The sequence below is a fragment of the Mycolicibacterium chlorophenolicum genome, from assembly GCF_001044235.1.
Classification (GTDB): Bacteria; Actinomycetota; Actinomycetes; order Mycobacteriales; family Mycobacteriaceae; genus Mycobacterium; species Mycobacterium chlorophenolicum.
This window is the reverse complement of record NZ_JYNL01000070.1, coordinates 1-17,762: the sequence shown is the minus strand read 5'-3', so window position 1 is coordinate 17,762 and position 17,762 is coordinate 1. Positions and strand designations below refer to the sequence as shown.

Sequence of the window (17,762 nt, the reverse complement as noted above, 5' to 3'; positions counted from 1 at the left end):
TAAACGTCGTAGCCAACGACAGGGTGGATAACAGTCAGACTCGTCACCCAACACCGGTCAACCAAATGTGCCTTAGACGGAAGCGGACGCGCAGATAACTTTGTCGAGTGCGCGGAAAACGGCGTTGCATTGCACGCATGCGGGCTTAGTGTAAACGGTGATCTGATGCATTGTTTTGTCCTTTCTTGCGGGTGGTGTTGCTCCTATTGATTTTACCGGTATTCGGGTGTGTCGGCAACGCTTATTCGCGGCTTTAAGCTATTCTGTGATGTTCCTTTTCTAGGGTGAATCACCGTGCCTCGCAACGGCGTACTCCTTTGGAAATCCGCAGCCTCGCCTATGTCCTCGGTGTAGTTTTTCGGCTGTTTCGACTTTTCTTTCGGGCCTCGTTGCACGATTTTCTTGACCGGAGTGACGTGGCCGCGCAATGGTCCGGGCGAAACGTTTTCCGGCGAGCTTTAGCGAGCGTCTTTGTGAAACGTTTTCGGGCCGTCAGGCCCGTTGTCCGTGGCCTTGCGCGGATCGCGGATTCCGGTCAGGCTTTGAAGCGATGAGGGTGGGAGAAGAAAATCGAGTAACGCCGGAGGCGTTTCCGCCGGCGGTGCCGCCACGGGGGGGATTTCTAGGGTGGTCCCTGGTGGGCAGGGTGAGGGGTTCCCTGCCCACCAGGTCACCGGCTAGATGGTCTGCAGTAACCGGAATGCCTCAACCTTGAGTGTTTCCACGGTGCTGCCGGGGGTGATGGTGCGCAGGGCTCGAGTGTTGGCGGCCGCGCCGGTGGTGGCGGCTCCGCGTACCGGTGCGAAGTGGTCGAGGTATTCGGTGACCGCGTTGTAGGCCGCCCACCTGGTGCCCGCGATCGGTGCGATGGTCGGGCTCGACGTCCACAGTTTGACGATGCTGCTGGCCTGCTGCTGGCGGTTGCGGCGCGCGGTGGTGCTGGAGCTGGTGTCGTCGGCTTTGACCAATTGCGTTGCGAAGTCGCGCATTTCGTCGGAGTCCATGGTTTGGGCGTAAAGTGATGCGGCTTCGGTCTCGAATGCGTCCATGTAGCGCCAGGCCAGCCCGAGCGCGGCACGGGCCTCGTGGATCGCGACGCGCGCCCCGGCGGTGTGGCGGATGCCGAATGTCGATTTCGCCCCGGCGATGGCTGCGGCTTGGGTGTTGGCGCACACGATGCGCACATTCGTGAGCAGCAGACGGAATTTGCTGCTCGCGTCGTGTGAGTTCAGCGCCGCGATGTACCAGTCTGTGCGGTCTTGTGATCCGTCGTGGCCCTGCAACGTCATCGACTTGGGCAGCTTCATCGTGATGAATGTTTCGCGGCCGCCTTTCAAGGCCCCAGCGGTTTCGAAGTGCGCGCCGGATTCGTCGGTCAGGGCGTCCAGCACGGCGCACGACGCCTCGTTCTGCACGGGCTCGTACTTGGTGCCCACCACGCCCAGATAGTCGACCTGGCCGGCCACCACGGGGTTGTCGCGCACGGTGGCGAACATGTCGGGAACCGGAATCGGGGGCGCGGTGGTGACTCCATCGGGGGTGATCACGGGTGTCTGGGGGATGACCAGCGGCATTTTGCGGACATTCCAGTTCGCCAGGTGCGCGGCTTCCAGCGCTTCGCGTGCGGTCATCGCGTGACCGACGGAGGTGCCGAGTCGGTGCCAGGCGTCGCTACGCGCGTTCGCAAAGGAGGCAACGCCGTTGGTGATGTCGAGTTCGTGGGCCATGACTGAACCTTTCGTGAGGGGTTACTGGGCGATCTCGGGGCCGCCCGTTCTTTTTGCCTTCCGGCATTGAGATCAAGAACCGGCTTCAGGGCCGGGTAAGCAGCAAGGGTCCGGTGCAGCGATTTCCAGTGAGCGCAGCGAGCGGCTTGGGAAATCGTTGCGAGCCGTAGGCCGTAGCGGGCCCTTGTGCGCACCGGACCGCCGGTTATGGTCGAAGGCCGGAAAGGCAATGGAACGCTGTTGAATTAAGCAGCGCCGCAGGCGCTTCCGATTGCGTGTTTGCCAGGTGAGGGGCTGCGGAACCGGGTTGGTTGCGCAGCCCCTGCCCGGTCATCTACTCCTGTTCACCCTCGGTCTCGACGGCGGGCTCAGCTTCGGGTCCGTCGCTGTCGTCGGTATGGTCGTCGTCGGGCGACGATAGGGTCTCGTCGTAGACCTCGTCACCGGTGCGCTCCCCGGCGATGACGCGTTCCACGTCGGCCAGCTCGTAGCCGTTGGCGACGAGAAAAGCCAGGTACTCCCCGGTGCCCACGCCGCGGCGCCAGCCACCACTGCCTCCGGATCGCCAGGCGTCCTTGGGTGTGCGGGCCTCCAACGCGCCGAGCACGACCGCCAAGGTGAGCACGTGGGCGCGTCCGTCACCTGTGGGTGGCAGATCGGTGACCAGCTTGCGTAGTCCTTCGCCTTCGCTCACGCCCAGCAGTTCGGCGGTGAGCCCGGACCCGTGGTAGTCGCTGATCAGCGCGGCCTCGCGGATGAGGCAGTCCGCGATGAAGATCGCCGCGCCTTTGGGCAGCGTCTTGCGTGCCAGCAGCTTGGTCACGAACTCGCGACGGACCTGCATGGCCGCGTCGCCGAGACGGTTGAGCGCGATGACCTTGCGGCGCTCACGCCGCAGGGTTTCGGCCTCTTCGGCCTGGGCCTTGGCCAATGCTGCGGCCCGGGCCGCAGCGGCGTCCTCGCCTTCGGTGTCGAGGTCCACCGCGTCATCGTCTGCTGACGTGTCGGCGGTGTCGGGGGTGGCGCCGGCATTGCGCAGGAACCACGAGTCGACACTGAATCCGGCTGCGCTGTAGTCGAGGCAGTAGTACGTGGGCACGTACACGACGCCGTCTTTGACGGTGTTGAAGTGACGCATGCCTTCGGCCGGGACGGCCTCGGGGTCGTCCTCGGTGTTCCAGTCGATTGTGGACTCATCGACCGCCTCACCGGTTTCGGTGTCGACCCAGGCCTCTTCCTCTTCTACGAGGACCGCCCATAGGGCGGGGTCGGTTACCACGTCGTCGTCGACGCGCTCGCCGTCCGCGCTGCGCAGGTACCCAATATCGACGCAGTCGAGGTCCCAGCGGGGACGTTCGTCCAAGACGGTGAATCCCTTTTCACGCCAGTGGGCTTCGGCGTTCAACTGGGCCTGCCAGCTTGCCTGCTCCTCCCGCAGCTGGGCAACCACGTGATCGAACCGCGACGTTCCAGCTGCGCTGGTGATGCGGTCGAGCGCGCCGGGCAGGTCCTCGAACTCGGTCAGAGCGGCGGCCTCAGTCAGGCTGAGCTGGCCGGTGTCGAGTGCGGCTCTGGCCGCATCGGACTTACCGACTGTCTCAACGGCTTTGACGGTGTCCTTCTTGACCGATAGCTTCTTGGCGACCTTGGTTACCGACACACCTGCGTCGAGCAACTGCTGGATGCCGTGGGCGCGTTCGACTTCGGTGATGTCGTCGCGGTGATCGTTTTCGACGATCTGCTGGGCGATGCGGTCGACTAGGTGGGCGGTGTCGTCGCCCTCGGTGAGGGGCCGCACATAGACCGGGACGCTGGTCAGGCCCGCTTCGCGCGCGGCCAGCGTGCGGCGTTGGCCCATGCGGACCATGACCTGACCATTGTCGGCGCGCACGGCCACGATCGGCATGAGGACGCCGTGCTCTTTGATGCTGGCGACGAAATCGGCTTTGAGATCCGTGACATTTCGGACGTTGGTGTCCACGACCAGTGTGTGCGGGTCGAGGTGTTCCAGTGAGCCAGCCTCATGCTCGGCAGCGTCGTCGTGCTGGGTGTCAGTGATGGTGTTGGTCATTTCCTTACCTTTCTCAGGAACGGGCGTTCTGGGATGCCGCCCGTTGTTTTTGCCTTCTGGCACTGGAGATGTAAGGCCGGTAATGGCCGAGGGAGCGGCAAGGTCCCGGGTGGAAAGTTTTCCGCCGCGAGCGCAGCGAGTGGCCGGGAAAAGTTTCCGCGCCGAAGGCCAAGCGCAGCGCCGCCGGTGGCCTAGCCGCGAGCCGGCGCCGGCCTAGCATCGGAGGGCCAGAAGGTAATTCGACCGTTCTGGCCCCGTCAGCACGCTGCCCGGTGTTGGGAGACTGGTACGCATGAACCTCGTGAGCGGCAACCACGTTCGGTGCCGTTGCCGGGACATCCCAAGCCTGACTTGGCCGTGTGGCGACACGATGGCCAGTGTGAGTGATCGCGGGTGGGTCAAAGCTGTGGTGCTAGACGCGTCCTGTTTCGATAAGGGCCGCAACAATATTGGTGATATCGGCCGTCTGGCCGCGGGTATCGAAGCGCGCGGCGCCGAGCTGGGGGTTGCAGAAGTTGTAATGCTGGAGTTACCGGGCGAACAACGAGCTTCGTGGTCGCTGTGCAGCGACGGCCGGCATGACAGATCACTCCGAACGGCGAAACGTTGGCGTCTCCTGTGCCGAGGTCACATGATAGGTGAACCACCGTCAGCACAGGCGTCAGGAGGAGTTGATCCCGTGGACGGTCTCGAGATGGCCACCGCCGAGCGGACAGACCTGGCCGATCTGCTGGCGACTCTGACACCCGAGCAGTGGGTGGCGCAGTCATTGTGTGAGCGCTGGCGGGTGCGCGACGTGGTCGCTCATGTGATGAGCTTCGACGGCGTGAGTCTGCTCGGCATGTTTGGCCGTGTCATGCGCGGTCGGATCGTTGACGCCAATCAGGTGTGGGTTGACGAACTCTCATCGCTCAGCACCGAACAGCTCCTCGACCGGCTGCAGGCTCGGCTGCGGCCGCAGGGGCTGGCCACGACCTTCGGAGGCCGGCTCGCGCTGCTCGACGTCACCATTCATCATCAAGACATCCGCCGCCCGCTCGGTCTGCCGCGCCAGATCCCTGCCGAACGGCTGCGTTGTGTGCTGGGGGACAGCCTGCACACCCCCGAGCTGCCGGGGTGGCACCTCGCCCGCGGCGTACGCCTGACAACGACCGACCTGGACTGGAGTCATGGCAGGGGACCGGAGCTGACCGGACCGGCGGAAGCCGTGCTGATGGCGGTCTCCGGTCGGCCCAGCGCGATCGGGGAGCTGGCCGGCCCCGGGCAGCAGGTGCTGGCCCGGCGGCTCGACCGACGACAACGCCGGACGCACGATCGCGCGGGGTCGCGTCTCCGGTAGTCCGGCGGACCGGTCCGGTCGGAGCGTTGTGACCTGCTCCGCCGCGGGCATCTGGACCTCGGCCGATTCCTCATGAGGTGTCACCTGGCAGTAATGCCGAAACCGCGATCGCTGTAGGAAATGGCATGTTTCGTGAGACACATTCTGCTGCGATTGGTGTGAGACAAACCGAATAATCCGTGGGCATAGCGGCAGGCACAATGCAGCGAACCGTGACAGCTACATGTTGTTGTGGCCGTTTTGGCCGCCCGGTTCGGGTGTGGGCCACCGCGGTAGGTGAGTTGTCCGGGACCCGGTCTGCACTGTCAGTGCCAGGGTCCGGCGGTGCGAACGTGTTCGGGTATCGGGTAGTTCGGGCTGTCGTGGGCCGATTCCGCCGGGACGCGAAGTAACGTGGGAGTCAGTCGCGCCGCGGATCTGCGGACTCGCTGGGTGTCGTCGGTGTCGTCGCGATCGCCGCGGCCGGCGGCAGCGCCCGATTTTGCGTACGAGTTGGCTGATCTCGCCCGCCAATTCCGGAGTCGTTTGATCGCAAACCCTGGGCTTGTCACCGGAAGGCTGGCCTTGCTCACGAATTTCGGAGTCACCTCGCGGTTGGGGCCAGCACGTGGCGGCGTATCGGCGGCGGATTATTCGTGACGCTGAATCTGCTTTATCTGCACCGCAAGGACCACGATGTGCGGGGCGACCGGTTGTGATGCTGCGCGCGGGCGGTGCTGAAAGCGTGTGTGCGAGCAGCGAATCCGGGGGACGAGCTGGCGATCGGGTTTTAGGAGTGGCTGGCCCACCATGTGTAGAGCTGGTCGAGTGTGGGGCTATCGGAAGCTTGGGCCTCGATGGTGGACATGAGGAGCTTGTCGTCGGTGGTCCACGCGACCAGCGGGCGCCCGTGTGCCAGTCCACAGAACACCATTCCCACGGGCACTGTGGGGTTGGCAACGCGGTGCCAGGGCCCGGGCGACTGAACGTTGCCGGGGCAAACCACGGTGGTGGCGGCCGCGGTTTGTTGGGCGAACAGGGACTGTAGCGCGGTGTGGTTGCGGGCCAGGGTGTAGGTGGCCGTGGGCGGACCCCCGGTATCCGGGGCGGGGCCACAGGTCACGGCCGCCGCGGCGAGATCGGCGTTGATGCCGGCCGAGGTGCAACTGCCGGCCGGATAGCCGGTAGGCAGCGCCGCGGCGAGTGTGGCCGCGGCGGCGGGGTCGGTGATGGCTGAGGGTGTCGACGATGTCGGGTTGTGCGTTGGTTCGCGCGCAGGCAGTGCCAGCCACGCCACGAGTCCGACCGCTACCAGCGCCGCGGCGATCCCTGCGGCAGCGAGGATGCGGCGCTTGGATGCGACGGGTTGGGTGCGGGGGAGGTGTCCGATGAAGTCGACAACGGCAGCACCGCTGGTCGCCGACCCGCTGCTAGTTTGCGCCGCGGACGGGGGAGTGCGCGGTGTGGGCGCTGCCGCGGCGGCATCGAGCGCGCGCCGAGCGGCGCCGGCAAGTTCTCCGGCCGTGGTGTAGCGCTGAGCGGGATCTTTCGCGAGAGCTTTGGCGATGACGTCGTCGAGCTGCGGGCCGGCCCAGGACAGATAGTCGGAGATTCGCCGGGGGGCCTGGTCGAGATGTGCGTTGATGGTTGCCGACACGTCGTCGTGGTGAGGGAACGGATACCGGCCGGTGAGCAGCCGGAACAGCGTGCAGCCCAACGAATAGACGTCGGCGCGACCATCTACGGTCTTGCCCGCGATGACCTCGGGTGCGGCGTAGGCGAGCGTCGCGGTCATGGGTCCACCGGACAGGTCGGCGCTTTCTGGGGTGAGCGCGGCCCCGAAGTCGCTGAGCACCACCCGTTCCTGCTCGCCGGGTCGTGCGCCGAGCAGGAAGTTCGACGGTTTGATGTCCTGGTGCACCACTCGGTTGCGGTGCGCGTAGTCCAGGGCTCGGGCGACTTCGGTGATGATGTGCAGCGCGCGCTGCGGCGGTATGGCGCCGGCGCGCAGGGCGGTTTCGGCGTCGGTGCCGTCGACGAATTCCATCGCGATCCATAACTGGCCGTCAGTGTCACCGCGACTATGCACCCGCACGATGTTGGGATGGTCCAGGCCGGCGGTGATGTCGGCTTCCTGGGTGAACCGGGTCCGCATCCGGGGGTCGCCGGCTAGGTCGGCACTAAGCACTTTGAGCGCTTCGCGGCGCGGCAAGGTGGGGCTTTGCACCAGATACACCGCTCCCATGCCGCCAGTGGCGAGCACCCGCTCGACGCGGTAGCCACCGATGTGGGCGGGTGTCAGCTCGGCGGGCGTCACGTGGACTACCTCCTGCCCCGTGCGGCGGGCGCGGCAAAAGGGGAGTCGGTCATCGGTGGAGCGGTTCGACGGGCTGCCCGGTGATGTTGGCGATGAGATCGAAATCTCTATCGACGGCCAGCACGGTGAGGCCCGCTAACTCTGCTGTAGCCGCCACAAGGAGGTCGGGGATCGCGGGCGCACGATGCTCACCGCGGTCGGTGAGCAGCATCTGGACTTCGACGGACCGGTCCTCGGCGGCCGGCGTCAAGTATTCGACCGGCATGAGAGCCAGGGGAGGAGAGCCTGCTTCGTTGCGTGCCTGCTCGCCCGTGCGAAACGAGTAGCCGATTTCGAGTCTGGTCACTGTGCTCATCCGCACCAAACCCCGCTGGATCCTCTCGACCCACAATTGCGCGTCAGGAACGTCCGATAGCCGGGTGTAGGCCGATTTGTCGATGAGCCAGTTGGTCACCGCCATGCGGCATCCATGACATCAGGGTCATCGAGGTCGGCGGCCGCCACGGCGGCGCGACGCAGGTCCTCGATCGTCAGGCCCCTCCTCGATGCGGCGACAACGCTTTTGCCTTCAGCCTCGAAACGGCGACGTAGGTATTCCTGACGGGACAGTCCGCGCGCCGCGGCATCGGCGTCGATGCGGGCCACCGCCTCGTCGGACAGTCCACGAATCAGCACATCACCCATCGGCCTGACCTCTCGATATCACTGCTATCAGCGTACCGGCTATGGTACGACCGCTATACGTCCTCGCCGCCGCCCTGGCCGCGCCTGTAGGAAGTCACCGATCGTGTCCAGGTCCCTACTTTCGTCGCCACATCCGTGTCCCCAGGCGTGTCACTGTCCCAGCTGCGTGTCTCAGCGAAGAAGGTGAGGAGTTTCGACGACAGCAGCGGAAACTAACGGTAATATAGTTCTGTTAATCTCCGTTAGTACCATGTGAGGCTGGAAGGTTCGCCGCGATGACCACAGATGAGCTCGACCAACTCTTGCTAGACCGCTTCAACTTGCACCGCTCCGACCTGATCGCGGCACTCAAGACGCTCCCCGCGCACCGGCCGTGGGCGGCCACCCTCACCGCCGACGAGGCCCGGCTACTCGATGACGCCGGCTTCACCGAAGACCCCGAAACGTACGCAGAGATCGCAGCTGACATCACCGCCCACATGGCCAGGTTGTACAGCAGTGCCTACACTGCCGCCGAGGTCAGAGAAGGGCTGGGCGTCAACGATTCCCGCGTGCGGCAGCGCCGCCTCGCGCACACGCTATGGGCGATCAACGACGGCGGCACGTGGGTATATCCCGCGATTCAGTTCGAGATCGTCGACCGCGGCCACGACAAGCCGCTCAAACTCAAGCAGGTCCGCGGCCTCGACGAGGTACTGCCCGCCTTGCTCGCCAGGGAGCTGCACCCCACTGCGGTAGCCGGCTTCCTCATGACGCCGCAGCCCGAGCTGCGAATCGATGGTCAACCGAAGTCGGTGCGGGAGTGGCTGCTGCACGGTGAATCCGTCGAGCCCGTACGAGATCTGATCGAGATCGGTGAATGGGCGGCGACTTGACCGTCGACCCCATGCTGCCGGGCCCTCCGCCACCGCACGTACTGCGTTCGCTCGGCATCGGCGATGACGAGATGCGCGCGATCGACGTCGACGAGATCTGGTGGCGCGTCCATCGCACTGAGGGCGAGCACATACTGGCGTGGAACGCATTGCGCACTTTTGGGCCGGTGCTGCGGTTCGACCCTCAGCCCCTGCCCAAGGGTGAACATCTGCAGCATGGCGTTTGGTACGGAGCCTCAACCCCGTGCGCTGCACTCGGCGAGGCCTACCAAGTGGACCGGACCATTGACCGTGAACGGGGCCGCCCATATCTAACCGGTTTGTCATTGACCCGCCCACTCCTGGCCCTCGACCTCGCCGCTGACAGCCAGGGAGCGTGGGCCACACGCGCCGGCGGCACGTTCGCCATCTCGACAGCCCCGCATATCGTGACTCAGCAGTGGGCGCGGCACATTGCAGAGGCATTCCCCGATCTCGACGGCCTGCGCTACAACAGCCGATTCGCTGGCGACCCATGCCTCGCACTGTTTACCCCGGCCACATCTGCGATGCCGGCCCGGCCGAGAATATCGCTGCCTCTGGCCCATCCCGATCTAGCCGGCCGCATCGCCAGCGCAGCGAAACGTCTCGGCTACGGCGTGGTTTGACCGATGATGCGGTGGGGATTGCTGACGCCCACCGCGGCAAGTCGGCGCCGAGGAATCCGACAGCTTAGTGGCAATCGCCGATCGACACGTTGCTGAGAACATCCACGTCGCACCGGTCCCCTTCCGACACGTTCAGTGGATTCCGAACACCGCCTTTTTTCGAAACTCATCCGATTTCAGAGGCCACCGCCACGTATTATCGAAAGAATGTTCGAAGACTGGGCGCGTGATCCGGCTTATCCCACGCTCTTTCCGGTGGAACGGCCGGTGCTGGTGAATATGCAGGCGGCGTTGCCCGGTGTCGGGCGCCGGATGGACGGGGTGCCGATGTGGTGTCGCAGTGGGGGTTTGCGGGTGGAGCCGTACATGCCGGGCCGGCAGATTGCGTGGGTGCGCCGTTTCGACGGCGGCTGGTTTCGCCGTCGTCGACGTTGTCGCGGGGAGTGCGAACGGCCGGTCGCGGGTCACGTTGCGGCTCTGGTTGGACCCGGAGTTGATCAGCATCGATGCCGGCGACCTGGAGCACTTCATGCGGAAGTCCGGACCGTGATAGGTGCCTGGCTGCGATTTGGCGTGCGCCCGGCAGTAGCCGGTGCCGCATAATTGGTACATGTCGCTCATGCAGACCTGCGCCGAAGTGGAAGCGGTGATCGCGCGTGCGCGGTCGCTGTTCGGCAGTGGGGAAGCCGTCGATGTGCCCGACACTGCCGTACTCATCACCCAGGCCGCGCAGTCGGTGACGACGGCGCGGTCGCGCACCGCGGATTTGTCGGGCACCGGAGTTCAGTCGTATCAGGCGATGGCGGAGGGGTCGGTGCCGCCGCTGACCAGAGCTGCCGGCAGCGACACCGCATTGGCCGCGCATGTGACGACGGCGGCCGCGGTGACCCAAGCCGGGGCGGCGCGCATGGATCAGATCGCCGCGACGACCAGTGCGATCACGAAAGCCGCGCCGACGGCTAGGAGCACTGGCGCGCAGCGAGTCATCTTGACGGCGTTGCGTTCTCAGGTATCGCAGGCGTCGCAAGTGGTGCAGTCCACCCAGCAGCAGGCGGCCGCGTTGGCGGGGAAGGTGCGGGGTCTGGAGTACCCGAAGGACGCTCCGGTGCAAGCCCTCGATCACGATCTGCCCCAGTCGCCGGCGCCGGGTCAGGACCCGCCGCGTGGGAAGGACCCACGGTACTGGATCGATGTCACGAAGATCATTCACGTTCCGGAGGGGCAACTGGCCCCGTTCGGGACTAGGCAGATCGGTCCGGGCCTGTACTACCCGTATAACGATCAGCAGTACAACGTGACCCCTCCGCCGCCGCCGGCGAAGTACCCGCTGGACATGAACGACATCCTTCAGGTGCCCAAGGGCCAGCTCGCGCCGTGGGGTACCAAGGAACTGTCGCCGGGGTTCTTTTCTCCCTCGCCGTCCTCCCATGACGTTGCTGATCCGCCCTGGTCTGCGCCGGAGATGCCGATCGACATCCGCGAGGTGATCGAGGTCCCGGAGGGGCAACTGGCCCCACCTGGCTACAAGGAGTACCTGCCAGGTTGGTTTGCGCCTGATCCGTCCGCGCCGTGAGCGTTCTTCTAACGCCGAGATGTAAGCGAAGACTGACAAGCGTGCCCTGATTGTTCGACAAACCAGGGGACGCTCACGGCCGATGCCCGACGCCGCAAGACTGACCCGAGGGAATTCCGCCGTGACCGACGGGGAATCATGTCGCTTCCAGCCAACGTCACGTCGGGGGTCCCTACCGCGATTGGGAATCGAACTCGGGTGTCGTGACGTTGCGCTCTGCGTGAGCATCGACGATGCGGCGGGGAGTACCGCCCACGACGAATCGAAGGTTCCTCCAATACCTACGCACGCCGAAACACAGGCAGATCCGGACATCCTGTTGGCTTTTAATGCTGCGGTCGTTGAGGAGTTTCGGTCCAATCACGGACGAGTCGGCGGTCCGTTCGCGGACTCCGATGTCGTCCTATTGACGATGACGGGCGCCAAGTCTGGCCAGCGACGCCAGACGCCTTTGGAATACTTCACTGTTGACGGCCGCATCCTCATCGTCGGTACTAGAGGCGGCGCCCCACGGAATCCAGCGTGGGTCCACAACCTTCGCGCCAATCCCGCAGCGCATGTGGAGATTGGTGCGCAGTCCTATGACGTTGTCGCCCAGGAGATCACAGGCGAGGAGCGCGACGTCTTATACGCAAAGGTAGTTGGACTGTGTCCCCGTATAGACACCTATCCAAAGCCGGAGCGGGTCATTCCGCTCTTCGAGCTCCGAAGAATCCAGGAGCACAAATCGCAGAAACCCGTCTAGCGAAGACTGACAGGTTCCCGCGATACGCCGAAGTCTTGTCAAAGTAGCCCGGCGAGTCTTGTCAGCCCTGGCTGCATCTCCACATATACGCCCGACTCAGCCCGCGGAAGCTGGTGCCTCCACCGGCGTGCAGCGGGCCGGTAAACTGCTGGTCATGAACAGGCCGACGCCGCAGGAGGTAGGCGAAGCCGTGGCCGTGGTCAACGCCGCGGTGGCCCTGGCTGGCGGCGAGGTGCATCCCATCGCCCGCGACCTCATCGAGGCGATGGGCCGTGGCGAGATCAGCGGTGACCGAGCGGCGCAAGCGATCATCGCCGAGTTCGTTGAGGCCCCCAGCGCGTAGGCGAATGTCTACCGCCGCTGGGAGGATTACTTCTGGCCGGACGCCCTCGACGTTCTGCGCAAGAAGCTCGGGATTCGCGACCAGCGGATGCTCAACTTCGTGGAGTCTCAGTTTTCGGCGGTACGCATCGCGTAAACTGTGCTCGAAAACCGCACCGGTACGTTCGATTTCGCCCACTACTGCAATACGCACCGGCTCCTCTTCAGCGATGTCTCCGAATGGGCTGGCCAACCCCGGACAGTGCCGGAGGGGCCGATGACAAAGAAGGGCTGCGATGTCGTCAACTTTCGGCTCAATGACCCTGCGGTGCCGACGATTACCTAACGTTACCGGCCGCGGCTGCAGGTACGCGACGGGGCGGAGTATCTGTTTGGCCGCCTTCAGGACGAAGACGCCCTCACCGGGCTGGGCCCGCGTGAGTTCATTGATAGACTCGGAACGTATTGGATGACATGCGATTCCGTGCACACGTTCCGCGAGGGGAACACTCGCAGCGATGTGACGTTCTTTCACGCACTGGCCAGAAACGCTGGCTACGATCTGGGCGTTGAGCAGCTGCACGCACGGCGCGCTTCCATGGTCACGCCACGGGCGGGTATCAGCGGCTCAAGGCGCTGCTGGCGTCCACGGTGCAGGTGTGCGACTCCCAGGAGCTGACCGCGCGAGAGCGACGGTGGGCGACGGGACTACTGCGCGAGAACGAGCAGAGCGCCGACCTCATCCAACGGGTGCATGGCCTGCGGCCGCCCGAGGAGGAAGGCCCCGGCATCGAACTGTGAGCGAGCTACCCGCGGGGCCCAATAGTCTTAAGGCGAAGGGGGTCCGGCGGCGGTTGTGGTCGGCGGCGCGACCGGAGCGGTAGGCGTAGCGGGTGTGCCTGCGCTGTCGGCCGCGGCGGGCGGCGTGACCACCGGCGTGCCAGCGCTACCGGCAGGAAGCGGTGTGCCCGCACTCCCAGCGGCCGGTGCAGGTGGGGCGGTGGCCGCTGGTGCCGGCGAAGTGGCACCAGGCGCTGGTAGCGGTGTGCCCGCACTCCCGGCTTCGGGGGCCGGCGGGGGTGTAGCACCTATGGCGGCCGGAGCTGCTGTCGGGGTCGAGCTGTTGGCAGCAGGGAGCGCCGTTTGCGGTGTCGTCGAGGCCGACGGTACAGACCCGGTGCCCGAGCTCGTCGGCGGTGGCGGAGGTGCCGGTCGCCAGACGGCGAGATCGTGCCCTGCGGCGTTGAATACGACGCTGTCAGGTGGTGGGCCTGTCACGTCGAAGTAGAGTTTGCCGGTCGTGGTTTGACCCTGCGTCAGGGTGGCCGGGTTGACGCCTTGGGGGGTGGCGGCGGTGAAGAGGACCCGGTAGTCGTGCCCGTCTCGGGTCCTCGCGTTGAAGTTGGACACAATGGGAATCGCGTTGCCTTGCAACGCCGCATCGGATGCCTTGGCTTCCCATAGGGTGCCCGTCACTGGATAGGGAATCGCGTCGGAGCTCGGTTGAAGTGCCGACACGGTCCAGCGCTGAACGACGTCGCCGTTGATCAGTTGTGCCGAGCCGCCAAGCGTCGTGGTCTCCAGGTCGTCGGCGTAGGCGTTCGTGGCGGTGCCGGTTGCAATCAAGCCACTAGCGAGCGCGGCAGCGGTCGCGCCCGACAAGAACCATCGGGGAGGGTTCGTCACTTTAGAATCCTTTCCGCGATCCAACCAGGTGGATTGAGTTTGCTCACGCACACGAAACTATCAGCCCGGAAGGGTCAGACCGTGTTTGCTTCAGCAGGCAGCCCAGCGTTTCACCGATCCACGCCAGAATCTCGGTCACCACCGGCGCACATCCAGGCCCCTCTAAGACGGTTTGAGCCCGGGCGGCCACTAGATGATCACGCGTCAGGCTTTGAATGCTTCTCGAAGACGCTCGCTGATGAACTGTCTGGCTATTGCGGCGTCGTCGATGATCCTGTCGAGGTAGACAAAGGGGTGTACCTGACCATCGAAACGGCGAAGTGCAACAGGAATCCCGGCAGCCGACATCGCCGCTGCGTACTCCTCGCCATCGTCGCGGAGGGGATCGTATTCGGCGGTGACGACAGTCGCCGGCGGCAGACCACTGAGGTCCGGGTTTACCATGGGAGCGAGACGCGGCTCGTCCAAGGGCACGCCTGGGGCGTAGTTCCCGTAGAAGAAGTCCATATCGTGTGACGTCATGAAATAGCCCTCCGCGTACGTCACGAAAGACCCTGTATTCGGAACGAAACCCCGTGTGACGGGATAGAGAAGTACTTGGTGGCGAAGTCCCGGCTCGGCGCGCAACTGTTGGGCCACAACGGCCGCCAGGTTCCCGCCAGCGCTGCTGCCCGCGACTGCTACGCGTTGCGGATCCACGCCCGGAATCGATCCTGCGAGCGCGGCCTTCGTCACGGCCATGACGTCCTCGAGCGCAGCCGGAAACACGTGTTCCGGAGAAAGTCGGTAGTCGACACTGATCACGGCGGCATCGGTAAGCACGGCCATATCGGAGGTAAAGCCGTCGAAGATCTCGACGTTTCCAACTGCCCATCCGCCTCCGTGCATGTAGATGAGCACCGGTTGGTCGATGTCCGTCCGTGTTCGGTACAGCCGAACCGGGACTTCACCTCCCGTCCGGGGTATCGCGAGGTCGACCACCTCTGCGACTGCGGCCCGCTGCCCAATCATTGCCGGGAGTGCATGGGCGATACCTTCACGAGCCTCAGGTATTGGCCGGGAATCCATCGGTGGTATCGCCGCTGTCATCTCCACAAACTTCTGTGCTTGCGCGTTGAGGGGCACAGCATTCTCCCGTCGTGGAGGCGAACCACTGAGTAGATCCGACTGATCGTCGGTGAGACAAATCAGGCCGTCTTGGCGAGTTTCGCCGCTGACCGTGATCAGACCGTGAACGGGATGCGATGGAAACCAACGCCGCGGCCGGGGGAAGTGGCGTTTTCGCGACAGCCTCCGGTCTGGCCCGCAGTTCAGCTGTTGGACATCGCCACATTCCGCGCTTGATAGCGAGTGACAACAAGACCAAAGCTCCCAATTACTGTCTGCCGCGCGGGATTTCGCGTCCGTTAACGCCGGCAGCGCTACGGCGCGCGTTCCGGTCGACGTGATGCTGGTGTTGGACAGCGCCGCTCTCGCCGCGCGGACGGAAGCTCAGATGGCACCCTTGTCGGTGCACAACGCACTAATCCTCACCAGGGACGCTGAACGCCCCGCGGATCGAGGACGGCTACCTCTCGCCGACGGCAACGCGATCGCGCCGAGATAGGGGCCGGGGCCCGAAGGCGGGCCACGTCGATGAAACGATCGACGCCACCGACATGCTCGTTGGCCATGGCTTCATCAACGCCCACACCCACATCTGCATGATCACCTGTGCGGTAATCATGGCGCGGACAAGAGTCTGTTCCCAGTCCGCGGTGGGATCGCGCTGCTTCTCCCTGGCTCGATCCCACTGCGGGCCGGCCTCTGAATGCGTGCTTATTGGGTTCCGTACGCGTTGTCCCGTGTGGTGTAAGGCGTCCATCCGGTGATCTTGAAACCTGTACCGCGTCGCTGCACTTCAGCAGCTTGGCCGCCTCTGAAGTGTGCCGCAAACACCAGCGCATTCGTATCCGCGGCTCGACTCAGTACGTGTGCGCGGGTGCGGGTGCGACGAGCTTCGATGGGATCCTCGTCGAAACAACTATCGAGTTTGGGGTCAATGATCTGTAGCGGGCAGTGCGCGACATCGCCGACGAACAGCGCGCGTTCTCCGCGGGATTCCACCTCAACGATGTGAGATCCCGGAGTATGTCCATTTGCTGCGACGAGTGTGAGGTTTTCATCTACGCGGAGGAGGTCATCGTCCCAGATCTTCGCTAGGTCGGCTTGAATGATCGGATCGACGCTGTCTTCGAACACATTTTTGTTGGCTAACCCTCCCCGCTGCTCGTAGCCGTTTCGCGGGTCCCAGAATTCGACATCTGCACGGGGCAAGTAGTACGTCGCCTTGGGGAAGGTGGGAATCCAGTCTCTGCCCTGCAGCTGCGTATTCCAGCCGGTGTGGTCGACGTGGAGGTGGGTGTTGATCACGACGTCCACATCGTCTGGCTGAATTCCTACTGCCTCCAGGTGCCGTAGAAAGTCCGTCTCGAGATGTGTGAACGGTGGAAAGTGGGGGCGCTCTTTGTGGTTGCCGACGCCGGTGTCGATCAACACCGTCTGGCCAGCGCTCCGGAGCACGTAGACGGCGATTGAGGCTCGCCAAGTGTTGTTCTCGGGATCCCAGTGTTCTGGGACTAGTAACTCTCTGTCGCGGTCAAAAGCTGCTGGATCATGTTCGGGCAGCAGGTCCTCCATGGTCAGAGTCTCCACGTCCAGCTCGTTGATGCGGAAGACTTCCACATCTCCGATCGTCATCGATTGCATGATGCTCCATTCCTAATCGACACAGCTGGAAAGGGATTCACGGTGGTGCGTCTTCACCTGGCGCATGTGATGTCCACTGCGGACACGCGTCACATTTCTAATCCGGGGGCGACTCGCGGCGCGACCTTCCGAAGGAAGCGTGTCGAGCTGCCGTTAGCCATCCGTTAACGGCAAATGGCGGCGACAGGAGCAGCGGCAAGTCCGCGATGACCCCGCTGGGGTTCGGTTCTTTTGACAGCGTGTTCGCGTGAGTTCTAACCATGCTTCCAACGCAATACGGCGTTGCGACCGATGGGCACTGTCTTCGTTCCGAGATTCTTGCCGACGGCATCGACGGCGAGAACCGTGTGGCTGCGCTTACGAACACTCCAAGCGACAGTTAATTCGTGGTGACCGTGAGGCTTTAACGTGTGAACATGCGTCTGCCACAGGTAGTTTCGCCCCGTTTCATGGACAATGGGCCCGCGTTCCCGCCTTTGCTTCGTCACTGTGACGAAGCAAAGGCGGCGGTAGGCATGCGCACGGTGCTCGATCCAGCCGACGTAGAGAGTGTGCTGGTCGAGGAGAGCCTGAAACGTCACGCGATAGCCGCCACGACGCGCCACGCGCCAGCCTTCCAGCTCATACCGCAGAGGGTTCGACATGGTGTACGGATCGGTCGGCAGCGTTTTGGTGATGAACTCGGCGATCGCGGCTGCCCCTTTGTGCGGCAGGCGCTTTAGCGCATGGATCGCACTTGGCGACAGCCGCTGTGCCAACCACGGCTGCGGTTCGCTCGCGTGCCCTCGGCCTGGCGCAGCTCGTCCACCAAGCCCGCGGAGTCCTTAGCGCGTGCAAGGTTTCGTTCAGCGACTCCAGGTCGTCGGCGGAGATGATCACCGCCGCGACGTGGGCCATGCCGCGTGACTTGGATATCGGCCGCCGCCAGGATGCCCCCTTCCTCTTCCGACGTGTCCGTTCTCATTTGATCTGACACAGGACCAGTGAGCTGAACTGCGGTGTATCAGATCGGATGAGAATTCCACTTGACCAGCTTTATCAGCCGATCTG

General features: G+C 64.2%; 17 protein-coding genes. 7 read left to right on the top strand and 10 right to left on the bottom strand.

Annotated elements, in window-relative coordinates; translation table 11 throughout:
- Positions 1–677 precede the first annotated feature (677 nt).
- Together MCHLDSM_RS34305 and MCHLDSM_RS34300 are read right to left on the bottom strand one after the other, a co-directional pair.
- The gene (locus MCHLDSM_RS34305) at positions 678–1,727 is read right to left on the bottom strand and encodes a DUF932 domain-containing protein (RefSeq protein WP_048474235.1); all 1,050 of its coding nucleotides are present in this window, start codon (positions 1,725–1,727) and stop codon (positions 678–680) included.
- Between the two features lie 334 nt (positions 1,728–2,061).
- Positions 2,062–3,798 (bottom strand): ParB/RepB/Spo0J family partition protein, encoded by a 1,737-nt coding sequence (locus MCHLDSM_RS34300; protein WP_063840670.1) that lies wholly within the window; start codon positions 3,796–3,798, stop codon positions 2,062–2,064.
- Between the two features lie 679 nt (positions 3,799–4,477).
- Here MCHLDSM_RS34300 and MCHLDSM_RS34295 point away from each other — a divergent pair.
- Positions 4,478–5,137, top strand: coding sequence for a maleylpyruvate isomerase family mycothiol-dependent enzyme (locus MCHLDSM_RS34295; protein WP_082169210.1), 660 nt, complete (start codon positions 4,478–4,480; stop codon positions 5,135–5,137).
- A 769-nt stretch (positions 5,138–5,906) separates the two neighbouring features.
- On the opposite strand, the gene MCHLDSM_RS34290 is transcribed toward MCHLDSM_RS34295, so the two are convergent.
- The 3 genes from MCHLDSM_RS34290 to vapB are packed head-to-tail and all read right to left on the bottom strand — an operon-like array spanning position 5,907 to position 8,117.
- Positions 5,907–7,433, bottom strand: a complete 1,527-nt coding sequence (locus MCHLDSM_RS34290) for a serine/threonine-protein kinase (protein WP_048474233.1) — start codon at positions 7,431–7,433, stop codon at positions 5,907–5,909.
- A 49-nt stretch (positions 7,434–7,482) separates the two neighbouring features.
- Positions 7,483–7,893, bottom strand: coding sequence for a PIN domain nuclease (locus MCHLDSM_RS34285; protein ID WP_048474232.1), 411 nt, complete (start codon positions 7,891–7,893; stop codon positions 7,483–7,485).
- Positions 7,884–8,117: a type II toxin-antitoxin system VapB family antitoxin gene (vapB, locus tag MCHLDSM_RS34280; protein WP_048474231.1), complete on the bottom strand. Its 234-nt coding sequence runs from the start codon at positions 8,115–8,117 to the stop codon at positions 7,884–7,886. The genes MCHLDSM_RS34285 and vapB overlap by 10 nt, the downstream gene beginning before the upstream one ends.
- Positions 8,118–8,392: 275 nt before the next feature.
- On the opposite strand from vapB, the gene MCHLDSM_RS34275 reads away from it, so the two are divergent.
- Entirely contained in the window at positions 8,393–8,992 is a 600-nt protein-coding gene (locus MCHLDSM_RS34275; protein WP_048474230.1) for a hypothetical protein, read from the top strand.
- On the top strand, positions 8,977–9,639 hold the full coding sequence (locus MCHLDSM_RS34270) for an RES family NAD+ phosphorylase (protein ID WP_048474229.1): 663 nt from the start codon (positions 8,977–8,979) through the stop codon (positions 9,637–9,639). Before MCHLDSM_RS34275 ends, MCHLDSM_RS34270 begins: the two co-directional genes overlap by 16 nt.
- 132 nt (positions 9,640–9,771) lie before the next feature.
- Here the strand turns inward: MCHLDSM_RS34270 and MCHLDSM_RS38300 are convergent, their stop codons facing one another.
- On the bottom strand, positions 9,772–10,260 hold the full coding sequence (locus MCHLDSM_RS38300; protein ID WP_156455075.1) for a hypothetical protein: 489 nt from the start codon (positions 10,258–10,260) through the stop codon (positions 9,772–9,774).
- Here MCHLDSM_RS38300 and MCHLDSM_RS39990 point away from each other — a divergent pair.
- The 4 genes from MCHLDSM_RS39990 to MCHLDSM_RS38295 all read left to right on the top strand — a co-directional run bounded on the left by MCHLDSM_RS39990 (position 10,250) and on the right by MCHLDSM_RS38295 (position 13,079).
- Entirely contained in the window at positions 10,250–11,212 is a 963-nt protein-coding gene (locus MCHLDSM_RS39990; RefSeq protein ID WP_048474228.1) for a hypothetical protein, read from the top strand. The two genes, MCHLDSM_RS38300 and MCHLDSM_RS39990, sit on opposite strands and share 11 nt — an antisense overlap.
- Before the next feature lie 313 nt (positions 11,213–11,525).
- The gene (locus MCHLDSM_RS34260; RefSeq protein WP_234714289.1) at positions 11,526–11,957 is read left to right on the top strand and encodes a nitroreductase/quinone reductase family protein; all 432 of its coding nucleotides are present in this window, start codon (positions 11,526–11,528) and stop codon (positions 11,955–11,957) included.
- A 154-nt stretch (positions 11,958–12,111) separates the two neighbouring features.
- Positions 12,112–12,300: a hypothetical protein gene (locus tag MCHLDSM_RS34255; protein ID WP_082169211.1), complete on the top strand. Its 189-nt coding sequence runs from the start codon at positions 12,112–12,114 to the stop codon at positions 12,298–12,300.
- A 635-nt stretch (positions 12,301–12,935) separates the two neighbouring features.
- Complete coding sequence (locus MCHLDSM_RS38295) at positions 12,936–13,079, top strand: hypothetical protein (RefSeq protein WP_156455074.1); 144 nt, start codon at positions 12,936–12,938, stop codon at positions 13,077–13,079.
- A gap of 27 nt (positions 13,080–13,106) precedes the next feature.
- Here the strand turns inward: MCHLDSM_RS38295 and MCHLDSM_RS36800 are convergent, their stop codons facing one another.
- From MCHLDSM_RS36800 to MCHLDSM_RS39985, 4 genes are all read right to left on the bottom strand, one after another.
- The gene (locus tag MCHLDSM_RS36800) at positions 13,107–13,964 is read right to left on the bottom strand and encodes an MPT63 family protein (protein ID WP_268782574.1); all 858 of its coding nucleotides are present in this window, start codon (positions 13,962–13,964) and stop codon (positions 13,107–13,109) included.
- A gap of 204 nt (positions 13,965–14,168) precedes the next feature.
- Positions 14,169–15,089 carry an alpha/beta hydrolase gene (locus tag MCHLDSM_RS34250; protein ID WP_048474226.1) on the bottom strand — a complete coding sequence of 307 codons (921 nt, stop codon included), beginning with the start codon at positions 15,087–15,089 and terminating at the stop codon, positions 14,169–14,171.
- A 693-nt stretch (positions 15,090–15,782) separates the two neighbouring features.
- Entirely contained in the window at positions 15,783–16,703 is a 921-nt protein-coding gene (locus MCHLDSM_RS34245) for an MBL fold metallo-hydrolase (RefSeq protein WP_234714287.1), read from the bottom strand.
- A gap of 263 nt (positions 16,704–16,966) precedes the next feature.
- Entirely contained in the window at positions 16,967–17,470 is a 504-nt protein-coding gene (locus MCHLDSM_RS39985) for a type II toxin-antitoxin system RelE family toxin (RefSeq protein ID WP_234714286.1), read from the bottom strand.
- Positions 17,471–17,762 lie beyond the last annotated feature (292 nt).

Excerpts from the sequence above, each read along its gene's own strand:
- MCHLDSM_RS38300 (WP_156455075.1), bottom strand. The coding sequence starts at position 10,260 with ATGAGCGACATGTACCAATTATGCGGCACCGGCTACTGCCGGGCGCAC.
- MCHLDSM_RS39990 (WP_048474228.1), top strand. The coding sequence starts at position 10,250 with ATGTCGCTCATGCAGACCTGCGCCGAAGTGGAAGCGGTGATCGCGCGT.
- MCHLDSM_RS34300 (WP_063840670.1), bottom strand. The coding sequence starts at position 3,798 with ATGACCAACACCATCACTGACACCCAGCACGACGACGCTGCCGAGCAT.
- vapB (WP_048474231.1), bottom strand. The coding sequence starts at position 8,117 with ATGGGTGATGTGCTGATTCGTGGACTGTCCGACGAGGCGGTGGCCCGC.
- MCHLDSM_RS34245 (WP_234714287.1), bottom strand. The coding sequence starts at position 16,703 with ATGACGATCGGAGATGTGGAAGTCTTCCGCATCAACGAGCTGGACGTG.
- MCHLDSM_RS34270 (WP_048474229.1), top strand. The coding sequence starts at position 8,977 with ATGGGCGGCGACTTGACCGTCGACCCCATGCTGCCGGGCCCTCCGCCA.
- MCHLDSM_RS34275 (WP_048474230.1), top strand. The coding sequence starts at position 8,393 with ATGACCACAGATGAGCTCGACCAACTCTTGCTAGACCGCTTCAACTTG.
- MCHLDSM_RS34255 (WP_082169211.1), top strand. The coding sequence starts at position 12,112 with ATGAACAGGCCGACGCCGCAGGAGGTAGGCGAAGCCGTGGCCGTGGTC.
- MCHLDSM_RS34305 (WP_048474235.1), bottom strand. The coding sequence starts at position 1,727 with ATGGCCCACGAACTCGACATCACCAACGGCGTTGCCTCCTTTGCGAAC.
- MCHLDSM_RS34285 (WP_048474232.1), bottom strand. The coding sequence starts at position 7,893 with ATGGCGGTGACCAACTGGCTCATCGACAAATCGGCCTACACCCGGCTA.